A 20,446-nucleotide genomic window follows, 5' to 3' on the forward strand; every position below is an offset into this window, starting at 1 on the left:
TATACTAATGGAAAAAGGAGTGGATATCATGGATGAAGCATTGAAAGAAAATATTTTAGGCGCCCTAGAACAGGTGATTGACCCTGAGCTGAATGTCGACATCGTCAACCTTGGACTTGTCTATGATGTCGATCTTGATGAGAATGGAAAAGCGGATATCACCATGACCTTAACATCAATGGGTTGTCCTCTTGCACCAATTATCGTAGATGAAGTCAAAAAAGCATTAAGTGATCTTCCAGAAGTAAAAGAAACAGAAGTTCACATCGTATGGAATCCCCCTTGGACACGAGACAAAATGTCAAGATACGCAAAAATCGCGCTCGGTATTCAATAAGCACAAAATGAAAAATGCCTGGTATGAGTTAAACTCATGCCAGGTTTTTTTATGAAAAATTAAGGTGGAGGAAGAGAGTAGCTTGATATAATGGATGTAATTTTATAGAACGGAGTACCTATCATGAAACAAAAATGGCTATGGATCGTTCTTTTGATCGTATATGCTGCTGCATTTCTTATATCAATCACTATACGAGAAGGCCAAGTACACAAAAAAAAGGATCTTGAGGCTTTTACTGATGTCAGTCATCTCATGCCTGTCAAAATCAAAAAAGTTGTTCAAGGGAAAGAGATAGACACGTTAAAAGAAGTATTGAAAGAAGCAAAAGCTAAACACCTGCCGATTTCTATTGCCGGAAAACAGCATAGTATGGGCGGCCACACATATTATGAAAACGGCATCGTGCTCGATATGACGGAATTCCGCCAGATTTTAGCGTTTGATCCAAAAAAGAAAACGATTCGGGTTCAAAGCGGTGCTACATGGGATGATATACAAAAATATGTGAATCCATATGGCCTAGCTGTGAAGGTGATGCAATCGCAGAATATCTTTACAATTGGCGGATCTTTAAGTGCAAATGCACATGGACGTGACATTCGCTACGGGTCACTCATTGATACGGTACGTTCTTTTAGGCTGTTAAAAGCAAATGGTGAGATTGTCACAGTAAAGCCAGGTGATGATTTGTTTTCTGCGGTCATTGGGGGATACGGATTGTTCGGTGTCATTTTAGATGCTGATCTTTCTTTAACAAAAGATGAATTATATAAAATGGAGACAACCTCTCTAGATTACGATGAGTATACGGATTATTTTCAAAAGCATGTCAAACACAATAAAGAAGTACGCATGCATCTTGCCAGAATCTCAACAGCAAAAACAAACTTTTTGAAAGAAATGTATGTGACGAATTATTCCCTCTCTTCAGATCAAAAAAACGAATCATATCAAGAGCTGAAAGAAGATCAACTCGTTATGCCATTGAAATTTATGCTCGGCCTTTCCAGGAGATTTGATATGGGGAAAGATCTGCTCTGGAATTTGCAAAAGAAGTATTTCCTAAGTCAAAATGATCAGCTGATCACAAGAAACAATGTGATGCGTTCTGATTCTGCCTTTTTGGAATATAAAAATGAGTCAGACACAGATGTGCTGCAGGAATATTTCGTCCCAGTTGACCGTTTTCGTGCGTACATCGATGACATGAGAGCCTTTTTACAACAGGAAGATTTGAATCTAATGAATATCACAATCCGCTACGTTCAAAAAAATGAAAAAGCGGATCTCTCATATGCGAAACAAGATATGTTTGCCCTTGTGCTTTTAGTGAATTACGGGTTCGAAAAAGAAGAGAAGGCGGAAGCAGAGCGGATCATTCGAAAAATGACAGATATCACGCTGCGGCACGATGGAAGCTATTACTTACCGTACATGCCTTATCAAACGAAGGCGCAAATGAAGCGGGCTTATCCTAAAACCGATGTATTTTTCCAAAAGAAAAAACAAGCAGATCCAGATGGCACGTTTACCAACTACTTTTATGAGAGGTACAATACACAATGAATGCAAAAGCAATGAAATGGTTCGTCTACTCTCAAAGTCTGCTGTTTTTCGCCAGCAGTTTGATATTCCCCTTTTACATTCTTTTTATTAAAAATGTTGGATCAAGCTATTCACAGTTTGGACTCGCCTATGGTCTGTTTGGTTTAAGCGGTGCGTTTATTCATTTACTTTTAGGAAAACTGCCGGAAACCACCGACAGGCGGCTCTTTTTAATCATTCATTCGTTCGGTATGGCGTTTCTTTTGCTGCTTTTTCCGCATATAACAGAAGTGGAGCAAGTGTATATCATTCAGCTTGCACTTGGTGCGCTGGGCGGCTTTCAAAAACATGGGGAGAAACTGCTTGTCACTGATCTGACAACAAAGAACAAAAGAATGAAAGAAGTCGGTCACTATCATTTTTGGACAGCCCTATTTTCATCCATTGCCATTATGCTTGGCGGCCTGTTTGCTGATTTCTTTACCGTTTACTTCATTTTTTATGCAAGCTCCATATTATATTTATGCAGTGCACTCATGGTCCTCTATATCAAAAACGAAAGATAAATCCGCATGTCTCATGAACATATGCGGTTTTTTTGTTGAAAAAAAATGAAAACAAATATTAAATATACAATTGAATTAATTTTTATACATGTTATAATGTTAAATAATTTCACAAAGATCAAGAGGGTGTATTGACGTTGAAAATAGGTATTATAGGTGCTACAGGGTACGGTGGTGCGGAATTGGTTCGTATCTTCAAGCATCACCCGCATGTGGAGGAATGTATATTGTATTCATCAAGTGGTGATGGGCAATCATACAGTCAATCTTATCCGCATCTGACAAACATGACCGACCAAACATTAAAAGCCATTGACCCGGCTGCCATTGTGCAAGAGACAGATGCTGTGTTTTTAGCGACACCAGCAGGCGTATCTAGTGAACTGACACCAAAGCTGATGAATCAAGGAGTGCCGATCATTGATTTATCAGGTGATTTGCGCATTCAAGATGGAGCAACCTATGAAGCTTGGTATAAACGAAGGGCAGCGGATGCAGCATCTGTCCAGCAAGCGGTGTACGGTTTATCCGAACTGAATCGTGACAAAATTCAACAGGCTGAAGTGATTGCCAATCCGGGCTGCTTTCCTACCGCAGTTCTTCTCGGTTTAGCACCGCTCATCAAACAGAATGTCATCGATGAATCCATGATTATAATAGATGCAAAAACAGGGGTGTCCGGTGCCGGACGATCTGCCTCGCTTGGCACGCATTTTTCAGAACTAAACGATAACTTTAAAATTTATAAGGTGAATGAGCATCAGCATACGCCAGAAATAGAGCAAATATTAAGAGAATGGAATCCGCAGACGGCGAACGTCACATTTTCTACGCATCTTGTCCCGATGACAAGAGGGATTATGGCGACGATGTATACACAATTAAAAACAGATGCCACAAAAGAAGAATTGAAGAAGCGAATGAAAGACTTTTATGAAGATTCCTATTTTGTCAGAGTGAGAGATCACGGCGTTTATCCACAAACGAAAGAAGTATACGGCAGTAACTTCTGTGATATTGGCTTTCATTTAGATGAGCGAACAGGGAGACTGACAATCGTGTCGGTCATAGACAATCTCATGAAAGGCGCGGCCGGCCAAGCGGTTCAAAACTTCAACATCATCAAAGGCTTACATGAAGAGGCGGGCCTCACAATGACACCTCTTTATCCATAAGAGAACAGGGGAGACAACAAACATGATCGAATTGAATGAAAAAAGCATTGTTAAAATAGACGGTGACGTATCATCACCAAAAGGCTTTGAAGCGAAGGGGATTCACATTGGTTTGCGCTATTCAAAAAAAGACCTTGGCCTCATCGTCAGCGAAGTACCAGCAGCAAGTGCAGCGGTCTACACACAAAGTCACTTTCAAGCTGCGCCTCTCAAAGTCACACAACAAAGCTTAAAAAAGACTGGACAATTAAAAGGTGTCATTGTCAATAGTGCTATCGCCAATGCATGTACTGGTGAGCAGGGATTAAAAGACGCATACGACATGCAGGCAGCCTGTGCAGATATGTTAGGTGTAGCACCTGATTACATTGCTGTTTCTTCTACTGGTGTCATTGGGGAATGTCTGGAGATGGATAAAATCAAAAAGGGCATCGCCGATTTAAAAGAAGCAAAAGCCGAAAAAGGCCATTTTGAAGAAGCGATCTTAACGACAGATACTGTCATTAAAAATACAGCATACACTCTTACGATAGACGAAAAAGAGATTATCATTTCAGGAGCAGCAAAAGGCTCTGGCATGATTCACCCGAACATGGCGACAATGCTTGGCTTTGTCACAACAGATGCAAATGTTGAACAGGAAGCCTTACAGCAAGCGCTTCGTGACATTACGGATGTGACCTTTAATCAAATTACCGTCGATGGAGAAACTTCGACAAACGATATGGTGCTCGTGATGGCAAATGGCATGGCAGAAAACGATGTACTCAATGAAGAGCATCCAGAGTGGCCATTGTTTAAAGAAGGATTAAAACTAGCTTGCGAGGATTTAGCCAAAGAGATTGCGAGAGATGGAGAAGGCGCAACAAAATTAATTGAAGCGAAAGTCGCTGGTGCTAAAAATAACTTGGAAGCCGGCATCATTGCAAAAAAAATCGTTGGTTCAAGTCTTGTTAAAACTGCCGTATATGGTACGGATGCCAACTGGGGACGAATCGTTGGAGCCATTGGTCATAGCGCAGCATCCGTCACACCGGAAGAGGTAGAAGTCTATTTAGGCGGACAATGTTTGTTCAAACGCAATGAACCGCAGCCATTCTCAGAAGAGGAAGCAAAAGCATATCTAGAGCAGGATGAGATTACGATTTTCATTCAAATGAGTGAGGGGAATGGTGAAGCAGCAGCATGGGGCTGTGACCTTACCTATGATTATGTGAAAATTAACGCGAGCTATCGCACATAAAGAAGGAGATAGACATGAATAAAACGATCGTGTTCAAGTGTGGAGGCAGTGTCATTCGAGAACTTTCAGATACCTTTTATGAAAATGTCCGCTCACTTCAAGCCGCTGGATTTAAACTGGCTATCGTGCATGGCGGAGGACCTGAAATCACCGACATGCTGCAAAAATTAGAAGTGAAAACAGAATTTGTTGACGGGCAACGTAAAACAACGAAGCCTGTGTTAGAGGTAGCCGAAATGGTTCTTTCGGGAACGGTCAATAAATACTTTGTGTCAGAGCTCGCAAAGCATGATATTTCATCTGTCGGCGTATCCGGTAAAGATGGGCAGATGCTTGTCGCCGATTTCCTTGATCAAGACGTTTACGGGTACGTTGGCGAAATCAAAGAAGTTCATCCAGAGATGGCAGAAGCACTCATGGAAAAACAATTCATTCCTGTGATTGCGCCGCTGTCTATGACGGAAGAATGCCAAACCTTAAATGTGAATGCCGATTTAGCAGCATCAGCTGTCGCCGGAGCCATGAAGGCTGATAAGCTTATGTTTGTCACAGATGTTGAAGGCATTTTAAAAAATGGTGAACTATTAGATGTCGTCACCGAACAAGAAGCCCTTTCACTCATTGATGAAGGCATTATTTCCGGGGGAATGATTCCAAAAGTACAATCCGCATTGAGTGCTTTATCAGGTGATGTGGATGAAGTGATGATCGTAAATGGCAAAGGCAGTATCTTTACAGGAGAAACCTTTAAAGGAACAAGAATTGTGAAACAAAAGGAGGCGGTCCTGTGAGTCATCTCTTTCAAACTTATGGTCGGTGGAATGTTGAAATTAAAGAGGCTGCAGGTTCTTGGGCAGTCGATACAAATGGAAAAAAATATTTAGACTTTATACAAGGCATTGCGGTTACAAATTTAGGCCACAATCACCCAAAGGTCAATGAAGCCATTAAGGAACAGCTTGACCACGTCTGGCATGTTTCAAATCTATTTGAAAATGGACTGCAAGAAAAAGCAGCAGAAAAGCTGGCAGAAAACAGTTCAGGGGATCTCGTGTTTTTCTGCAATAGCGGGGCAGAGGCAAATGAAGGTGCCATTAAATTAGCACGTAAAGCGACAGGGAAAACAAATATCATTACATTTTTGCACTCTTTCCATGGGCGCACGTATGCTGGTATGGCTGCGACAGGCCAAGATAAAATCAAAACTGGCTTTGGCCCTATGCTAGAAGGCTTTCACTACGTACCGTTTAATGATCCAGACGCTATGTCAGCGTGTGAAGTCGATGATGTGGCAGCGGTGATGCTGGAGGTTGTGCAAGGTGAAGGTGGAGTGAATCCAGCGACACCAGAATTTCTAGAAGCCGTTCAAGCATTTTGCAAAAAGCATGAAGCACTGCTGATTGTAGATGAAATCCAAACCGGCATCGGTCGAACAGGAACAGCATTTGCGTACGAAGAGACGTGTCTTGACCCTGATATTATCTCTTCGGCAAAAGGGTTAGGAAGCGGCTTTCCAGTTGGTGCAGTCATAGGGAAAAAAGCTCTAGGAGATGCATTCTCGCCAGGTTCACATGGTACAACATTTGGTGGAAATATGCTTGCCATGGCGGCTGTGAATGCGACACTCGATGTCATTTTCAAAGAAGAGTTTCTTTCAGAAGTGAAAGAAAAGGGTGATTACCTGTTAGAAAAGCTGCAAAATGTCAAACAGCTGAATATCGTAAAAGAAGTGCGGGGAAAAGGATTGATGGCAGGTATTGAATGTGATCAGCCAGTCGCCGGCTATATCACAGCTCTTAGAGAACAAGGGCTGCTGGTGCTTCCAGCTGGTCCGAATGTCATTCGTTTATTACCTCCGCTGAATGTGAAGAAAGCAGAGCTGGATCAAGCGATCGAAACAATTGTTCAAGTATTAGCCAATAAAACAGTTTCGGTGTAAATTTTTTTTACAAACAAACGTATAAAAATGCATTTATATCATTAATTATTCAATTTTGGGGTGACATAAGCATGAAGGGTTATTTAAATTTAGAAGATGGAGCCTCTTTTGAAGGAGATCTGACAGGAGAAGCTGGCATCACAGGTGAAGTGGTCTTTTTTACAGGTATGACAGGTTATCAAGAGGTGCTCACAGATCCTTCCTATAAAGGTCAGATCATTGTTTTCACTTATCCGCTGATCGGAAATTACGGCATTAACCATGAAGACTTTGAGAGCAAGAAGCCTCAAGTAAAAGCGGTAGTTGTTTACGAGGCAGCAGAGCATTTTTCACATCATCTTGCAGCGGTCAGCTTAAAAGAATATTTACAAAAGTGGAATATCCCGCTTCTGACACATACAGATACGCGCGCAGTTGTGCAAAACATCCGGGCAAATGGAACGATGAACGCTGTGCTCAGTGTAGACGAAAACGAAACACCGCCTGCAATGAAACAAGACAATGTCGTCGAACAGGTGACAGATAGCGAGATCTACACACAAGGCAGCGGTGAGGAGCATGTGGCGCTCATTGATTTTGGCTTTAAAAAATCAATTGCAGATTCGCTTGCAGCGCGCGGCTGTAAAGTAACCGTCATTCCATATAAACAAATGGAAAAGGTATTTGAGATCAAGCCGGATGCGATCCTCTTGTCAAACGGACCTGGAGACCCGAAAACCATGACACCGTATTTAAAAACAATTCATGACATCATGATGTCATTTCCGACACTTGGGATCTGCCTAGGTCACCAATTAATCGCTCTTGCACTTGGCGGAGATACGTATAAGCTGCCATTTGGCCACAGGGGAGCGAATCATCCTGTCCAGGATACAGAATCCAAACGTGTCTTTATGACAAGTCAGAACCATAGCTATGTTGTGAATGAAAAAAGCATGAATGACAAAGAAGTGGATGTGAAATTCCTTCATGTCAATGATGGATCTGTAGAAGGGTTCATTCATAAAGAAAAGCTGATTATGTCAGTTCAATTTCATCCAGAAGCACACCCAGGGCCTGCTGAAAGTGAATGGGTATTCGATGATTTTATTGAGAAAGTGAAACAAGCAAGGAGAGAAGTCGCACATGCCTAAAGATCAAAGCATACAAACCATTCTAGTCATCGGGTCTGGTCCAATCATCATTGGTCAGGCAGCAGAATTTGATTACTCAGGAACACAAGGATGTATGGCCTTAAAAGAAGAAGGCTACAAAGTCATCTTAGTGAATAATAACCCAGCAACCATTATGACAGACGAGTCATTTGCTGATGAAATCTATTTTGAACCGCTTTCAGTTGATTCAGTGACAAGAATTATTGAAAAGGAAAAACCAGATGGTCTTTTAGCCAACCTTGGCGGACAGACGGCTTTAAACCTTGCTGTCGAGTTAGAAAAAGCCGGTGTGCTGAAAAAGCATGGGGTGACCCTGCTCGGAACGTCAGTTGAAACCATTGAAAACGGTGAAGATCGAGAGAAATTCCGTGCTCTCATGAAGCATTTGAACGAACCTGTGCCGGATAGTGAAATTGTGGATAATGCGGAAGATGCTCTTCAATTTGCAAAAGAAGTCGGCTTCCCAGTCATCCTAAGACCAGCATACACACTTGGCGGTAAAGGCGGCGGAATCGCTCTAACAGAGGAGGCGTTTAAGCCGCTCATTGAAGGAGCTCTTTTAGCGAGTCCGATTCACCAGTGTTTAGTTGAAAAAAGCATAGCTGGCTTTAAAGAAGTCGAATATGAGGTCATGAGAGACCGTCAAAATACGTGTATCACGGTATGCAACATGGAAAATATCGATCCAGTTGGTGTGCATACAGGAGACTCGATTGTCGTTGCACCTTCCCAAACATTAACGGATCAGGATTATCAAATGCTCCGTTCAGCGAGCCTGAAAATCATTTCAGCGCTGGATGTAGTCGGCGGCTGCAACATTCAATTTGCCCTTGATCCACTCAGTAAAGAATACTTTGTCATTGAGGTGAATCCTCGGGTCAGCCGTTCTTCTGCTCTTGCATCAAAAGCAACTGGCTATCCGATTGCGAAAATGGCAGCTAAGCTTGCGGTGGGTTATACGCTAGACGAATTGAAAAACCCGCTTACAGGTACAACCTATGCTAGTTTTGAGCCGGCACTAGATTATGTTGTCGTGAAATTCCCGCGCTGGCCGTTTGATAAATTTAAACAGGCAGACCGTCAATTAGGCACAAAAATGAAGGCGACTGGTGAAGTCATGGCGATTGATCGGAATTTAGAGTCAGCCATTCAAAAAGCAGTTGCATCACTTGAAATTAAAACGAAGGGCTTCCACCTGCCAGAACTGAAAGAGCAATCGACAGAACTTTTATTTGAACTTATCAAAACACCAGACGATCGCCGGTTTTTCGCTGTTATGGAGCTTCTTTCAAGACAAGAAACGGTTGAAACGATTCATCAAACGACGAAAATCGATCGATTCTTCTTACATGTGTTCCAGAATATGATTACGCTCGAACAAGAATTGAAAGATCTTAAGGGGACGCTATCAAAAGATACCTTGAAAAAGGTAAAGGAAAAGGGTTTCCTTGATGAAACGATTGCTCTGCTTACGGGTCACACGGAAGAGTCAATCAGGCAGCTTCGTCAAGAATACGGCATTGCTGCTTCATTTAAAATTGTCGACACATGTGCGGCGGAATTTGATGCTAAAACGAATTACTTCTATTCCACCTACTTCGGCAAAAGCGATGGTGAACATCAAGAAAAAACAAAGCAGCGTGCACTCATCATTGGCTCTGGTCCAATTCGAATCGGGCAGGGGGTCGAGTTTGATTATAGCGCTGTTCATGGCGTTCTGACCTTGCAAAAGCTTGGATTTGAAACCATCATGATGAACAACAATCCAGAAACAGTCAGTACTGATTATGAGATTGCAGATCGTTTATATTTTGAGCCGATTACATTAGAGCACATCCTAAACGTTGTGGAAGCAGAACAAATTGATTTTGTCATTGTCCAATTTGGCGGACAGACTGCGATCAACGTCGCAGAAGGCTTAGAAAAAGCCGGTGTCACATTGTTAGGTACGTCCTTTGATACGCTGGATGCACTTGAAGACCGCGATTTATTCTATCAGCTTCTTGATGAACTGAATCTTCCTCACGCAAAAGGAGATACGGCTCATTCAAAAGAAGAAGCACTCGTACATGCGAAAAGCATCGGTTACCCTGTATTAATTCGCCCATCGTATGTCATTGGCGGAATGGGAATGATCGTTGTTCAGTCAGAAGCACATTTGGCATCACTGCTTGATCAGCCAGATCATTTGCCATACCCAATCTTAATTGATGAGTACGTCACGGGAAAAGAAATTGAAGTGGATCTTATTTCTGACGGAAAAAAGGCGTTCATTCCAACCATCGTAGAACATATTGAGAAAGCGGGCGTGCACTCAGGTGACAGCTTTGCCATTTTACCAAGTATCTCAATCAGTGAAGACATCAAACAGCAGGTGCATACCGCGTCTGAACAAATAGCGAAGAAATTATCATTCAAGGGCATTATGAATATCCAATTTGTCATCAAAGGGGATCAGGCGCTTGTATTAGAGGTGAATCCGCGGGCAAGCCGGACTGTACCAGTCGTCAGTAAGGTAATGGGCATCGATATGATCCCAATGGCCACTCAATTATTAGCTGGTGCGTCGCTTGAAGAACTAAACCCTGCAACGAAAAACAAAGGGGGGACAGCGGTCAAATTCCCAGTGTTCTCATCACATGCCATTCAAGATATCGACCTCAAGCTGACACCTGAAATGAAAGCGACAGGAGAAGGAATGTGTGTAGGCAAGAACGCCGAAAGCGCATTGAAAAAAGTATTTGCGCCGATCTGGAAGAAAAAAGGAAGCCTTTTTATACAAGGCAGCGAGCAATTGATAGATGAAGCGAAGCATGCAGGCTTTGACGTCTGGACTGGCAGCTTTGAATCTTGGCTGCAGAATGAAGATAAATCCCTTCATATTCATTTAGGAGAAGATGAAGAGGCAAAAGAGCAGCGTGTAAAAGCACTCACACACGGCGTTCAAGTCCTAACCGAATATGAAACAGTTCAAGCATTCCTGCAAGGAAAAAATGGAGATGTATCACCAGTATCGCTCCATGAATTATATAAAAAGGAAGTGACGGCATGAGTCAAGTCGACGTGCAACCGGCATTATACGGAAAAGACTTTTTATCATTAAAAGATTTCTCAATCCATGAGATTGCATATTTAATTGAAAAAGCGGAAGAAATGAAACAAAACCCATATCAAGATTTATTCAAAGGAAAAACGTTAGCGATGATCTTTGAAAAATCTTCAACTAGAACCCGTGTCTCGTTTGAAGCGGGGATGACGCAGCTAGGAGGACATGCGCTCTTCCTCAGCTCAAATGATTTGCAAATTGGCAGAGGAGAAACCATCAGTGATACAGCGCAGGTGCTGTCTGGTTATGTCGACGGTATTATGATTCGAACCTTTGAACATGAGAAGGTTGAAGAGCTTGCACAATACGCGTCTATTCCAGTCATTAATGGATTAACCGACTACTCACATCCATGTCAGGCGCTTGCTGATTTATTAACCATTAAAGAAACAAAAGGTACTTTAAAAGGAATCAAAGTGGCTTATATCGGTGACGGAAATAACGTGGCGCACTCCTTGATGGTCGGCTGTGCGCAGCTAGGCTGTGACATTGCGGTTGCATCACCAAAAGGCTATGAACCACTTCAAGAAGTCACAGACACTGCCCGTGAGTTTGCAAAACAATCAGGGGCAGAAGTGACCGTGACAACAGATCCTGTTGCAGCTGTAAAAGATGCAGATGTTATTTATTCAGATGTGTTTACAAGCATGGGGCAGGAAGCAGAAACAGAGAAACGTCTTGCTGAATTTAAAGAATATCAAGTCAATAACGAACTGATGAGTCATGCAGCAAAGGATTATATTTTCCTTCATTGTCTCCCGGCACATCGCGGGGAAGAAGTGACGGCAGATATTATTGACGGGCCGCACTCAAAAGTATTTCAACAGGCAGAAAACCGCCTGCATGTGCAAAAAGCGTTAATGAAAGAACTTATGTATCAACTATCCAAATAAATCCAAGTGTCCCTGACTCGTATGAGCAGGGACTTTTTGCATAAAGGATTGGAGAGGCAAGGGACGGGACATAATAACATCAATCGAGAAAGGAGGATGAAAATGGGTCAGCAGCATCAGTTTAAATCAGGGAATAAAGCACCGAATAATGGTGTGTATATCGAGATCGGTGAAACTGGCAGTATGGTGAAAGATCCTTTAAAGATTAAGCTTAAAGCAGGCGACGTCTTTCCTGATAACTCGAACCATAATCGTGTTTGGACCTACCAAAGAAAGCCGTAAGCAATTGACTAAGAGTCAGCAGGAATAAGACTTTAGAGGCATGTGTCATGCCTCTTTTTTCTTTATAATAAAAAACAATTAAGTTCAAATTTTCAAATAAATAGTATGAAAAAGAGAGAACTTAAGGTAAAATATGTAATATATTGTTGAAAGGATTTGTGTGATGGAAAAGATGAATCTCAGTGAAAGTGTTTGGAATAAACGCTTCACCTCATTATTCATATCAAGACTCATTAAAAACACAGGGGAAAGTTTTGCTTTTACATCCGTCCTTTGGCTATTGATTTTAAGAGGGGATGGAGCGCTCGGTACAGGACTTCTTCTAGCAGTAACGGTTCTCCCTTCATCTTTGTTAGCCCCAATTTTAGGACCTCTTATGAAAAAGCACCATTTGTCTAAATGGATGTTCGCTTCAGATGTTGTTCGAGCAACAATTGTACTCATTATTCCACTTCTGCACTTTTCGCATCTATTGCCTCTATGGTTATTGATTTCATTAATGGTTATTCAATCGGCAACAGGTGCAGCATATAATCCAGCTTCGGTGGCGATCTTACCGCAGATTGTTCCAAAGCATCTCATTCAAAAAGCAAATGCAATCCTGCAATCTTCTTTTGAGATTGTTGCACTTGCAGCAGTCATGGTAGCTGGTCTTTTGGTTAAATTAATTGGACCTGCAGATACTCTGCTGATCACCACTGCTTTATTTGTGATTTCTGGTCTGTTTATTATCGGGGTCAAACTAAAGAAAACCGATGAAGAAAAAGCAGCGGGCATTAAACAAGCGAAGAATACATATTTGTATAACTTAAAAAGAGGGTTTCTCGTTGTCAAAAACCACCACATTTTATTTGCGCTCACGCTGTATTGTATTTTAATGAATGTCGCAGCAGCTCCGTGGCAGGCACTGTCAGCGGTATACGTAGCAGAAGCGCTGCAAAGCGACTCCATGGTGTATTCCATTTTAAGAGGTGTTGCCGCAGTTGGCGCGTTTATGATGGGCTTTGCTCTGGCAAAGGTGAAAATTAAGAGATTTGGTTTGTTCTTTATTGTCGCTGGCATGATTGAAGGGGCTGCATTCTTTATGACAGGGATGAGTACATGGCTGCCGGTTGTTCTGCTTGCTTCCTTTATTTTCGGAGCTGCTGTCAGTGCGATCAATGTGCCGGAAATGGTCATTATTCAAACATCTGTTGACCAAGAGGATCAGCCGCAAGTATATGCTGTGATCAATGCCTCATCAAATGTCTTTCTCCCGCTTGCAGCTGTCGTATCAGGCGTCCTGGCAGAAAGATTTGGAGCGGGACCTGTCATTGCTGGCGGAGGAATCCTTGAAATTTTATCAGGTATCGCGATCTTCCTGTTTACAGGGCTTGCGAAAAGCCATTTGACAGAGGGCAAACAGAAGTCCGAAACCGTCGAGGTATAAACAATAAAAACCCCCTGTATGTTTAAGGCAGGGGGTTTTAGCGTGCCGCAATCACTCTGAAAAGAAAGAAAAAAGAGCTAAACATCAATTTAGCTCTTTTTCACAAGTCATATTAAGAATGTTTTGTTGAACTTTCCGTTTCTTTCATTGGACTTACTTCAGCAAAGATGAATAAAATAACCGTAAACACAACTGCAAGAATGGAAGTGAGCGTAAAATCATAAGCAGCTCCATTCATAGAGGCAACGATGTAACCAGCCATATGTGTCAGCAGAAAAGTCCAAATGAGGGTGATAATATAATGCATAATCCCACCGTCCTTTATGTAACAATCTATTGATTATCATACCATAGATGCAAGTGAAGGGAAAAGACTGTTTTCCGCCTTTATGTGACCATTTTAAGACCTTCTGCTATAAAAATAAAAAGAATTCTTCTGTCTTTAGGGGATTTCCTTATTCCTACAAGAGTTGTTGTTCATATCATAGAAAGCAGAATCACTGAAAGGAGGCTGGCCATATGGGTGTAAGCGAACGTTTTTTCCAGCTTGGTTCCCAGTGGAACATCATTCACCTTCCTCAAAAACCAAATGGCTTTGGCATTCTAATCCTCGGTGACCGAAATCACTTTGTGCAGGAAAATACATCATTCTGGCTTCAGCATTATGGAAGAAACCAGCTTTTAACTGCCTTAAAGGATGAAGGATATACATTGTTTAATAGTCATCTTCATGGGAATCACTGGGGATGCGAAGATGCTGTTTTTAGTGCCAAGCAGCTCGTGCATCACACACTAAAACAAGAAATATTAAACCGGGAAATTCATGTGCTCGCAGAGGGAATGGGTGCACTTGTTGCTATGAGCCTTGCTGAGGAGATGCCTGAAGTACTAAGGTCCATTGCGATGGTGAATCCATGTCTGAATCTGGATGCACAACGAGAAAGAGAAAAGGAACACAAATTCTTTTATAAGCAGCTGCTCAAAGAGTTAGCAGAGAGCTATGGCTGTTCTGAAAAGGAAGCTGAAACGTATCCACTGCCTTCTTGTCCTGTTCATTCTGCTCATGTACCGATTCATATATGGCAAAGGCTAAACGGCGCACCTTATGCATATGAACTTCACGCAAAGCCTTTTATTGATCAGCATATGAAAAATCCAGAACATTGTCAGGTCGATCTCACGCTGCATATGTTTGATCATCCGAGAAGAATCTTTCAATCCATTCACAAGTTTTATAAATCGCATGAAAGAGAATTGTGATGAATAGGATGATAACAGCCCTTCATAGAAAGGGCTCTTCTTTTTATTCGATATTAAAAAAGGGGACGTGAACATGGAAACAGGACTGATCATAGGTGCAGATGAGTTTTTTGGCCTGACACTTTGTGAATATATGATGAAAGAGGGCATTCAAGTGGATATCACGCGTCCTCATGATCTTAAAGAAGAACAAAAGGCACTGTTAGAAGAGCGGATGATGTGGCTGGGCAGAAATGATCTCGTTCGTGTCATTGACCTTCAGGATAGCAAAGACACGTATGACCTCATTTTTATTCAATCAGAGGAACCGCATAACAGGCAGAAAGACATCAAAGCAGAGCATGGCATGTACCAGATTCTTTATGAAAAACCTGAAAACGAATCAGCGAAACAGAATGTGCCGGCAGTTATTCTTCCTCGCATGTTCGGACCATGGACACTCAATGAAGATCAAACAAAGCGTGCAGATTCACTTTTTGTAGAAGATGTGGCAAAGGAATTGTTACAATGGGCTTCGGACACAGGTCAAAGACAGGACATGACGTATGAATTGAAGGTAGAAAGCCAAACAGATGACAAACAAGCAGAAGACATGATTGCAGAATGGAAAAGACAAAACTCAACATTTTTCGACAAAAAGCAAGAATGATCTTCCATCTTATCTTTTTTCAGTATAAAATAAACCTATATTTAACATACAGGTTCATCACTGCATGTTGTAAAAGGGAGTTGAACATGGCATGAAGTACCAGCGGCTTGTCATGATCTTTTCGTTCCTTCTTCTATTATCTGCCTGCTCGCAGGCGCCTTTAAAAGGAAAAATTGAGAAGGTGGGTTTACTCGTCCCCGATACGATCAATGATCAAGTTTGGGGAACGAAAGGTTATAAAGGCTTATTAAGTATCCAATCAACATTTGGTGTAGATGTTTATTATAAGGAAGGAATGGTCGACAAGGAGAAAATCGTTGATGCCATTGAAGAATTCCATAAAAAAGGAGTCAATTTAATTATTGGCCATGGCAATGAATACAGTGAAATTTTTAATTTGATCAGTGAAGATTATCCAAACATACAATTTATTACGGTCAATGGAAACAAGCCTCAGGCGGGCAATGTCACAAACGTGACGTTTAAAGGTGAAGCGATGGGCTTTTTCGGAGGCATGACAGCTGCACATATGTCAAAAACAAAAAAGATTGGTATTCTTGCTACATATGATTGGCAAAGTGAAGTAGACGGCTTTATCAAAGGAGCAAAATATCAAGATGAACATGTACAAGTATTAGCAGAATTTGTCGAAAACTGGGATGATGCTGACAAAGCGGTGGAGCTCTATCAAAAATTAAAAAAGCAGGGCGTTGATGTTGTGTATCCAGCAGGTGATGGTTATAATATCCCTGTCATTGAACAAATCAAAGCCGATAATTTATCAGCGATCGGGTACGTCACCGATCAATCCAACCTCGGCAGCCATACAGTTTTAACGAGCACTGTACAGCATGTTGATAAGGCGTACAGTATCATTGCAAAGAAGTTTAATGAAGGCAAGCTAAATGAACAAGATGAGTACTCCTTTGATTTTAAAGAAGGAGTGGTCGAGATGGGGAAATTTAGCTCCACCATTGACGACGCTTTTGTGAAAGACATTGAAAGTGATATTGCGTCTTACAAAAAAACAGGAAAACTGCCAAATGAAAAGTGAGGAGACGACGACATGCAGCACGAAAAATCGATGGAATTTTTACAAATTGCCATGAAGTATTTTCCGCAGGCGAAGGAAGAGTTAGATAAAGCAGGGATTCAGCTTGACCCTGAAGCACTTCAGCCGCTTCTAACATTATTTACATCTGTCATGCAGGAAGCATACGAGCTTGGAAAAGCAGATGCAGAAGATGCAGAATCAGAAAAAGCCACAGAATAGTGGCTTTTTTTATGATAATTTTTTCTTGAAGGCACTAATCATAGGGCCAACATCTTTAAACACAGGCTTCAGCTCATCAATGGAGTTCATAATGTTCCCAATTTGATTCATGACATGCATGTAGTCAATTGAATCCTCACTTGAAGATGTCTCCGCACGTTCCTCCTTTGCCTCTGTCTTGCTTTTCTCCTTCTCAATCGGCTGTCCAAACATCATTGCTGAGAAAATATCTTTTTGTGCCATATCACATGTTCCTTTCTACTATTGGTATATATCATTAATCTATGAAAAAAGTGAGAGGAAAGGTTAGACGTTTGTATTGCCAAGAAGAAAAAAATAAGGTAAAATTAGTACCAGATACTAATATAAGATCACAATATCACATGCTCGTATGAGTAAAAGGAGTCTTATTCAATGAATGCTGGAATTATTGGCCTTGGCCGCTATATACCTGAAAAAGTATTAACAAATCATGATTTAGAAAAAATGGTTGAAACTTCTGACGAGTGGATTCGTACTAGAACAGGTATAGAAGAAAGAAGAATTGCATCTGATGATGTCAATACATCTCATATGGCGCTTGCTGCTGCAAAAAAAGCATTAGCTGCCGCAGATGTGGCTGCAGAAGATATCGATATGATTCTTGTGGCGACAGTCACGCCAGATCAAGCATTTCCGACAGTTGCTTGCATGATTCAAGAGCAGCTCGGTGCACATAAAGCATGTGCAATGGATATTAGCGCTGCGTGTGCTGGCTTTATGTATGGGCTTGTTACTGGAAAACAATTTATCGAATCAGGAACTTACAAACACGTGCTTGTTGTCGGTGTAGAAAAGCTTTCTCGCATTACAGACTGGGATGACCGTAATACTGCTGTTTTGTTTGGAGATGGAGCTGGAGCTGCTGTGCTGGGAGAAGTCAGCGAAGGCAAAGGAATTCTATCATTTGAACTTGGAGCAGATGGAAGCGGCGGGAAGCACTTGTACTTAGATGAAAAAGATCATACAATCATGAATGGACGAGAAGTATTTAAATTTGCTGTAAGACAAATGGGAGAGTCAAGTGTAAATGTCATTGAAAAAGCTGGACTATCAAAAGAAGACGTTGATTTCTTGATCCCGCATCAAGCAAATATTCGCATTATGGAAGCAGCACGCGAACGCTTAGAGCTTCCAGTTGAAAAAATGTCGAAGACGGTTCATAAATATGGAAACACATCAGCAGCATCCATTCCAATTTCACTATGTGAAGAAATCGAAGCCGGAAAAATTCATGACGGCGATGTGATTGTAATGGTTGGTTTTGGTGGCGGATTAACTTGGGGCGCAATCGCTATGCGATGGGGCCGATAAAAGAGTGGGGTGCACAAATTAATGGATAAGAAACGAGTAGTTGTTACAGGATTAGGTGCTTTGACACCTCTTGGCAACGATGTAGAGTCAACATGGAAAAATGCTTTAGCGGGTGTATCAGGGGTTGGACCGATTACACGTGTCGATTCAAGTGAATATACCGCAAAAGTAGCGGCAGAACTAAAAGATTTTAACATTGAAGATTACATGGAGAAAAAAGAAGCGCGAAAAATGGCACGCTTCACACAATATGCAGTTGTTGCAGCTCAAAAAGCGCTGGAAGATTCACGTCTTGAAATCACAGATGAAATCGCACCGCGTGTTGGTGTATGGGTTGGGTCTGGTATTGGCGGGCTTGAAACATTTGAAGAGCAGTTTGAAGTGTATTCAAATAAAGGGGCAAGACGCGTCAGTCCATTCTTCGTCCCAATGATGATTCCTGATATGGCGACAGGCCAAATCTCTATTGCACTTGGCGCAAAAGGGGTTAACTCTTGTACGGTGACAGCATGTGCAACAGGAACAAACTCGATTGGTGATGCATTTAAAGTTATTCAGCGCGGAGATGCAGATGCAATGATCACAGGCGGAACAGAAGCGCCATTAACAAAAATGTCGTTTGCAGGTTTCTGTGCGAACAAAGCCCTTTCGACAAATCCTGATCCAAAGACAGCAAGCCGTCCGTTCGACAAAAACCGTGACGGATTTGTCATGGGTGAGGGTGCAGGGATTATTGTTCTTGAAGAACTTGAGCATGCCTTAAAACGTGGTGCGACCATTTATGCAGAAATCGTTGGTTATGGTTCAACTGGAGATGCCTACCATATTACAGCACCAGCTCCAAATGGAGAAGGCGGCGTCCGTGCAATGAAAGAAGCGATTCGAGATGCAGGGTTGTCTGTGGAAGATATTGATTATATCAATGCCCACGGTACAAGCACACCTTACAATGATAAATTTGAAACAATGGCGATAAAAGAAGTGTTCGGAGAGCATGCGAACCAGCTTGCGATCAGTTCGACAAAATCAATGACAGGTCACTTACTTGGCGCAGCAGGCGGAGTAGAAGCCATTTTCTCTGTTCTTGCGATTAAAGACAGCGTCCTTCCTCCAACCATTAATCTTGAAACACCGGATGAAGAATGTGATCTTGATTATGTAGCAAATGAAGCACGTTCAAAAGAAGTACAAGTGGCTTTAAGTAACTCACTTGGTTTTGGCGGGCATAATGCGACAATTATTTTCAAAAAATACGAAGCGTAATACTTTCTGAGAAAGCGGCGGTCGATAAACAGATCGCCGCTTTTTTGCATATGATGAAAATGGAGGTGTTCAGCGGTATGGGTCTGATCAATACACAATATCTCATTCATCAATCATCATCATTTCAGGAGCTTGCAGCGCGCTTTGTTCCTTATTTTAAAGGGGCCGAGGAAAAAGAATGGTCGTCTATCCTCGCTCACCTGCAGCATCACGGGATGGTTCGGTCTTGGAGCTCGTGCAAAAACATGATCGACAAGCTCAAGGAAAAAGGGTACTTCAAGCTTGTCATGAAAGAATATCAAACGCTTCAAAAGCAGTGGGAAGGTCCAGACATTCCTGTGTTTATTTTACCTGTCAACGAGAGCAGCAGAGAAATCAGAGAGCAATTTTATTATCAATCCGGCATGGCATTTGATGACAAGGTCTTTCTTTTTTTGTCTCCAAATACCCCGAAGGAGCGAATCGGTACATTGCTGACTCACGAATATCACCATGTATGCAGGCTGCATTTTCTCTCAAAAGAAGAAAAAGACTTTACATTCCTCGATACAATCATGATGGAGGGGCTCGCTGAATATGCTGTGTATCATAGATATGGAGAAAACTATACAGCGAAATGGACCACCTTCTATAGCGAAGAACAGCTTCAGCGTATGTACAAGAAATGGGTATCCAGTCATCTTGATCAAAGAGTCCAGGACGACGAAAGGCTGATACAGAATCTTCTTTATGGAAAAGGGAACTACCCTAAAATGCTTGGTTATGCTACCGGGTTTTATATTGTGAAAAAATATTTCAATGAGCACCGAATCAGCGAGGAGTCTATGATTGCAGAGCCAGCAGAAACCTTTTTAAAGGCGATAGAATCACAAAGTGAATAATTCACATAAAAAGAGACATATTACAAATTTACTAAATACTTCTTGATTTCGTCATAGCGATGTAATAATATACAAATAATTCTTTTTATTTTAAA

Annotated in this window: 21 protein-coding genes; 19 read left to right on the forward strand and 2 right to left on the reverse strand. The window is 41.7% G+C overall.

The features are described from left to right. The first annotated feature begins 28 nt into the window (after positions 1-28). From MHB66_RS05375 to MHB66_RS05430, 12 genes are all read left to right on the forward strand, one after another. Positions 29-337 carry a metal-sulfur cluster assembly factor gene (locus MHB66_RS05375; RefSeq protein WP_024425066.1) on the forward strand — a complete coding sequence of 103 codons (309 nt, stop codon included), beginning with the start codon at positions 29-31 and terminating at the stop codon, positions 335-337. A gap of 123 nt (positions 338-460) precedes the next feature. After that, entirely contained in the window at positions 461-1,906 is a 1,446-nt protein-coding gene (locus MHB66_RS05380) for an FAD-binding oxidoreductase (RefSeq protein WP_041117108.1), read from the forward strand. Beyond that, a complete protein-coding gene (locus tag MHB66_RS05385; protein WP_034282100.1) occupies positions 1,903-2,451 on the forward strand; it encodes an MFS transporter in 549 nt (182 codons plus the stop codon). Before MHB66_RS05380 ends, MHB66_RS05385 begins: the two co-directional genes overlap by 4 nt. A 137-nt stretch (positions 2,452-2,588) precedes the next feature. Further along, complete coding sequence (gene argC, locus MHB66_RS05390) at positions 2,589-3,626, forward strand: N-acetyl-gamma-glutamyl-phosphate reductase (protein ID WP_041117110.1); 1,038 nt, start codon at positions 2,589-2,591, stop codon at positions 3,624-3,626. 22 nt (positions 3,627-3,648) lie between these two features. After that, positions 3,649-4,869, forward strand: coding sequence for a bifunctional ornithine acetyltransferase/N-acetylglutamate synthase (argJ, locus tag MHB66_RS05395; protein ID WP_046310529.1), 1,221 nt, complete (start codon positions 3,649-3,651; stop codon positions 4,867-4,869). Between the two features lie 14 nt (positions 4,870-4,883). Then, on the forward strand, positions 4,884-5,660 hold the full coding sequence (argB, locus tag MHB66_RS05400) for an acetylglutamate kinase (RefSeq protein WP_025093396.1): 777 nt from the start codon (positions 4,884-4,886) through the stop codon (positions 5,658-5,660). Continuing rightward, complete coding sequence (locus MHB66_RS05405) at positions 5,657-6,808, forward strand: acetylornithine transaminase (protein ID WP_041117114.1); 1,152 nt, start codon at positions 5,657-5,659, stop codon at positions 6,806-6,808. Before argB ends, MHB66_RS05405 begins: the two co-directional genes overlap by 4 nt. 71 nt (positions 6,809-6,879) lie before the next feature. Continuing rightward, positions 6,880-7,941: a carbamoyl phosphate synthase small subunit gene (locus tag MHB66_RS05410; RefSeq protein WP_046310532.1), complete on the forward strand. Its 1,062-nt coding sequence runs from the start codon at positions 6,880-6,882 to the stop codon at positions 7,939-7,941. Then, positions 7,934-11,014, forward strand: coding sequence for a carbamoyl phosphate synthase large subunit (locus MHB66_RS05415; RefSeq protein WP_046310534.1), 3,081 nt, complete (start codon positions 7,934-7,936; stop codon positions 11,012-11,014). The genes MHB66_RS05410 and MHB66_RS05415 overlap by 8 nt, the downstream gene beginning before the upstream one ends. Next, complete coding sequence (gene argF, locus MHB66_RS05420) at positions 11,011-11,961, forward strand: ornithine carbamoyltransferase (RefSeq protein ID WP_046310537.1); 951 nt, start codon at positions 11,011-11,013, stop codon at positions 11,959-11,961. Before MHB66_RS05415 ends, argF begins: the two co-directional genes overlap by 4 nt. A gap of 102 nt (positions 11,962-12,063) precedes the next feature. Further along, positions 12,064-12,243: a YjzC family protein gene (locus MHB66_RS05425; RefSeq protein WP_008348517.1), complete on the forward strand. Its 180-nt coding sequence runs from the start codon at positions 12,064-12,066 to the stop codon at positions 12,241-12,243. Positions 12,244-12,406: 163 nt separating this feature from the next. Beyond that, positions 12,407-13,672: an MFS transporter gene (locus tag MHB66_RS05430; RefSeq protein ID WP_046310541.1), complete on the forward strand. Its 1,266-nt coding sequence runs from the start codon at positions 12,407-12,409 to the stop codon at positions 13,670-13,672. Positions 13,673-13,784: 112 nt separating this feature from the next. On the opposite strand, the gene MHB66_RS05435 is transcribed toward MHB66_RS05430, so the two are convergent. Then, positions 13,785-13,979 (reverse strand): YjzD family protein, encoded by a 195-nt coding sequence (locus MHB66_RS05435; RefSeq protein WP_003211779.1) that lies wholly within the window; start codon positions 13,977-13,979, stop codon positions 13,785-13,787. 212 nt (positions 13,980-14,191) lie between these two features. On the opposite strand from MHB66_RS05435, the gene MHB66_RS05440 reads away from it, so the two are divergent. The 4 genes from MHB66_RS05440 (at position 14,192) to MHB66_RS05455 (ending at position 16,854) form a co-directional block, all read left to right on the forward strand. After that, positions 14,192-14,932 carry a hypothetical protein gene (locus MHB66_RS05440; RefSeq protein ID WP_024425057.1) on the forward strand — a complete coding sequence of 247 codons (741 nt, stop codon included), beginning with the start codon at positions 14,192-14,194 and terminating at the stop codon, positions 14,930-14,932. Between the two features lie 73 nt (positions 14,933-15,005). Continuing rightward, positions 15,006-15,581: a hypothetical protein gene (locus MHB66_RS05445; protein ID WP_024426490.1), complete on the forward strand. Its 576-nt coding sequence runs from the start codon at positions 15,006-15,008 to the stop codon at positions 15,579-15,581. A gap of 91 nt (positions 15,582-15,672) precedes the next feature. Then, the gene (locus MHB66_RS05450; RefSeq protein ID WP_024425055.1) at positions 15,673-16,635 is read left to right on the forward strand and encodes a BMP family ABC transporter substrate-binding protein; all 963 of its coding nucleotides are present in this window, start codon (positions 15,673-15,675) and stop codon (positions 16,633-16,635) included. Positions 16,636-16,647: 12 nt separating this feature from the next. Beyond that, entirely contained in the window at positions 16,648-16,854 is a 207-nt protein-coding gene (locus tag MHB66_RS05455; RefSeq protein WP_046310543.1) for a ComZ family protein, read from the forward strand. Between the two features lie 9 nt (positions 16,855-16,863). Here MHB66_RS05455 and MHB66_RS05460 read toward each other — a convergent pair whose 3' ends face one another. Next, positions 16,864-17,097: a hypothetical protein gene (locus MHB66_RS05460; protein ID WP_034282082.1), complete on the reverse strand. Its 234-nt coding sequence runs from the start codon at positions 17,095-17,097 to the stop codon at positions 16,864-16,866. A gap of 171 nt (positions 17,098-17,268) precedes the next feature. Here MHB66_RS05460 and MHB66_RS05465 point away from each other — a divergent pair, with 171 nt between their 5' ends. From MHB66_RS05465 to MHB66_RS05475, 3 genes are all read left to right on the forward strand, one after another. Next, a complete protein-coding gene (locus MHB66_RS05465) occupies positions 17,269-18,207 on the forward strand; it encodes a beta-ketoacyl-ACP synthase III (RefSeq protein ID WP_034282079.1) in 939 nt (312 codons plus the stop codon). A gap of 21 nt (positions 18,208-18,228) precedes the next feature. Beyond that, positions 18,229-19,470 (forward strand): beta-ketoacyl-ACP synthase II, encoded by a 1,242-nt coding sequence (gene fabF / locus MHB66_RS05470; protein WP_034282078.1) that lies wholly within the window; start codon positions 18,229-18,231, stop codon positions 19,468-19,470. A 77-nt stretch (positions 19,471-19,547) separates the two neighbouring features. Beyond that, the gene (locus tag MHB66_RS05475) at positions 19,548-20,351 is read left to right on the forward strand and encodes a DUF2268 domain-containing protein (RefSeq protein ID WP_024425050.1); all 804 of its coding nucleotides are present in this window, start codon (positions 19,548-19,550) and stop codon (positions 20,349-20,351) included. The last annotated feature ends 95 nt before the right edge of the window (positions 20,352-20,446 follow it).

Source organism: Bacillus sp. FSL L8-0167, from assembly GCF_038630295.1.
Lineage (GTDB): Bacteria > Bacillota > Bacilli > Bacillales > Bacillaceae > Bacillus > Bacillus safensis.

Excerpts from the sequence above, each read along its gene's own strand:
- MHB66_RS05375 (WP_024425066.1), top strand. The coding sequence starts at position 29 with ATGGATGAAGCATTGAAAGAAAATATTTTAGGCGCCCTAGAACAGGTG.
- MHB66_RS05380 (WP_041117108.1), top strand. The coding sequence starts at position 461 with ATGAAACAAAAATGGCTATGGATCGTTCTTTTGATCGTATATGCTGCT.
- MHB66_RS05385 (WP_034282100.1), top strand. The coding sequence starts at position 1,903 with ATGAATGCAAAAGCAATGAAATGGTTCGTCTACTCTCAAAGTCTGCTG.
- argJ (WP_046310529.1), top strand. The coding sequence starts at position 3,649 with ATGATCGAATTGAATGAAAAAAGCATTGTTAAAATAGACGGTGACGTA.
- argB (WP_025093396.1), top strand. The coding sequence starts at position 4,884 with ATGAATAAAACGATCGTGTTCAAGTGTGGAGGCAGTGTCATTCGAGAA.
- MHB66_RS05410 (WP_046310532.1), top strand. The coding sequence starts at position 6,880 with ATGAAGGGTTATTTAAATTTAGAAGATGGAGCCTCTTTTGAAGGAGAT.
- MHB66_RS05415 (WP_046310534.1), top strand. The coding sequence starts at position 7,934 with ATGCCTAAAGATCAAAGCATACAAACCATTCTAGTCATCGGGTCTGGT.
- argF (WP_046310537.1), top strand. The coding sequence starts at position 11,011 with ATGAGTCAAGTCGACGTGCAACCGGCATTATACGGAAAAGACTTTTTA.
- MHB66_RS05425 (WP_008348517.1), top strand. The coding sequence starts at position 12,064 with ATGGGTCAGCAGCATCAGTTTAAATCAGGGAATAAAGCACCGAATAAT.
- MHB66_RS05430 (WP_046310541.1), top strand. The coding sequence starts at position 12,407 with ATGGAAAAGATGAATCTCAGTGAAAGTGTTTGGAATAAACGCTTCACC.
- MHB66_RS05435 (WP_003211779.1), bottom strand. The coding sequence starts at position 13,979 with ATGCATTATATTATCACCCTCATTTGGACTTTTCTGCTGACACATATG.
- MHB66_RS05440 (WP_024425057.1), top strand. The coding sequence starts at position 14,192 with ATGGGTGTAAGCGAACGTTTTTTCCAGCTTGGTTCCCAGTGGAACATC.
- MHB66_RS05445 (WP_024426490.1), top strand. The coding sequence starts at position 15,006 with ATGGAAACAGGACTGATCATAGGTGCAGATGAGTTTTTTGGCCTGACA.
- MHB66_RS05450 (WP_024425055.1), top strand. The coding sequence starts at position 15,673 with ATGAAGTACCAGCGGCTTGTCATGATCTTTTCGTTCCTTCTTCTATTA.
- MHB66_RS05455 (WP_046310543.1), top strand. The coding sequence starts at position 16,648 with ATGCAGCACGAAAAATCGATGGAATTTTTACAAATTGCCATGAAGTAT.
- MHB66_RS05460 (WP_034282082.1), bottom strand. The coding sequence starts at position 17,097 with ATGGCACAAAAAGATATTTTCTCAGCAATGATGTTTGGACAGCCGATT.
- MHB66_RS05465 (WP_034282079.1), top strand. The coding sequence starts at position 17,269 with ATGAATGCTGGAATTATTGGCCTTGGCCGCTATATACCTGAAAAAGTA.
- fabF (WP_034282078.1), top strand. The coding sequence starts at position 18,229 with ATGGATAAGAAACGAGTAGTTGTTACAGGATTAGGTGCTTTGACACCT.
- MHB66_RS05475 (WP_024425050.1), top strand. The coding sequence starts at position 19,548 with ATGGGTCTGATCAATACACAATATCTCATTCATCAATCATCATCATTT.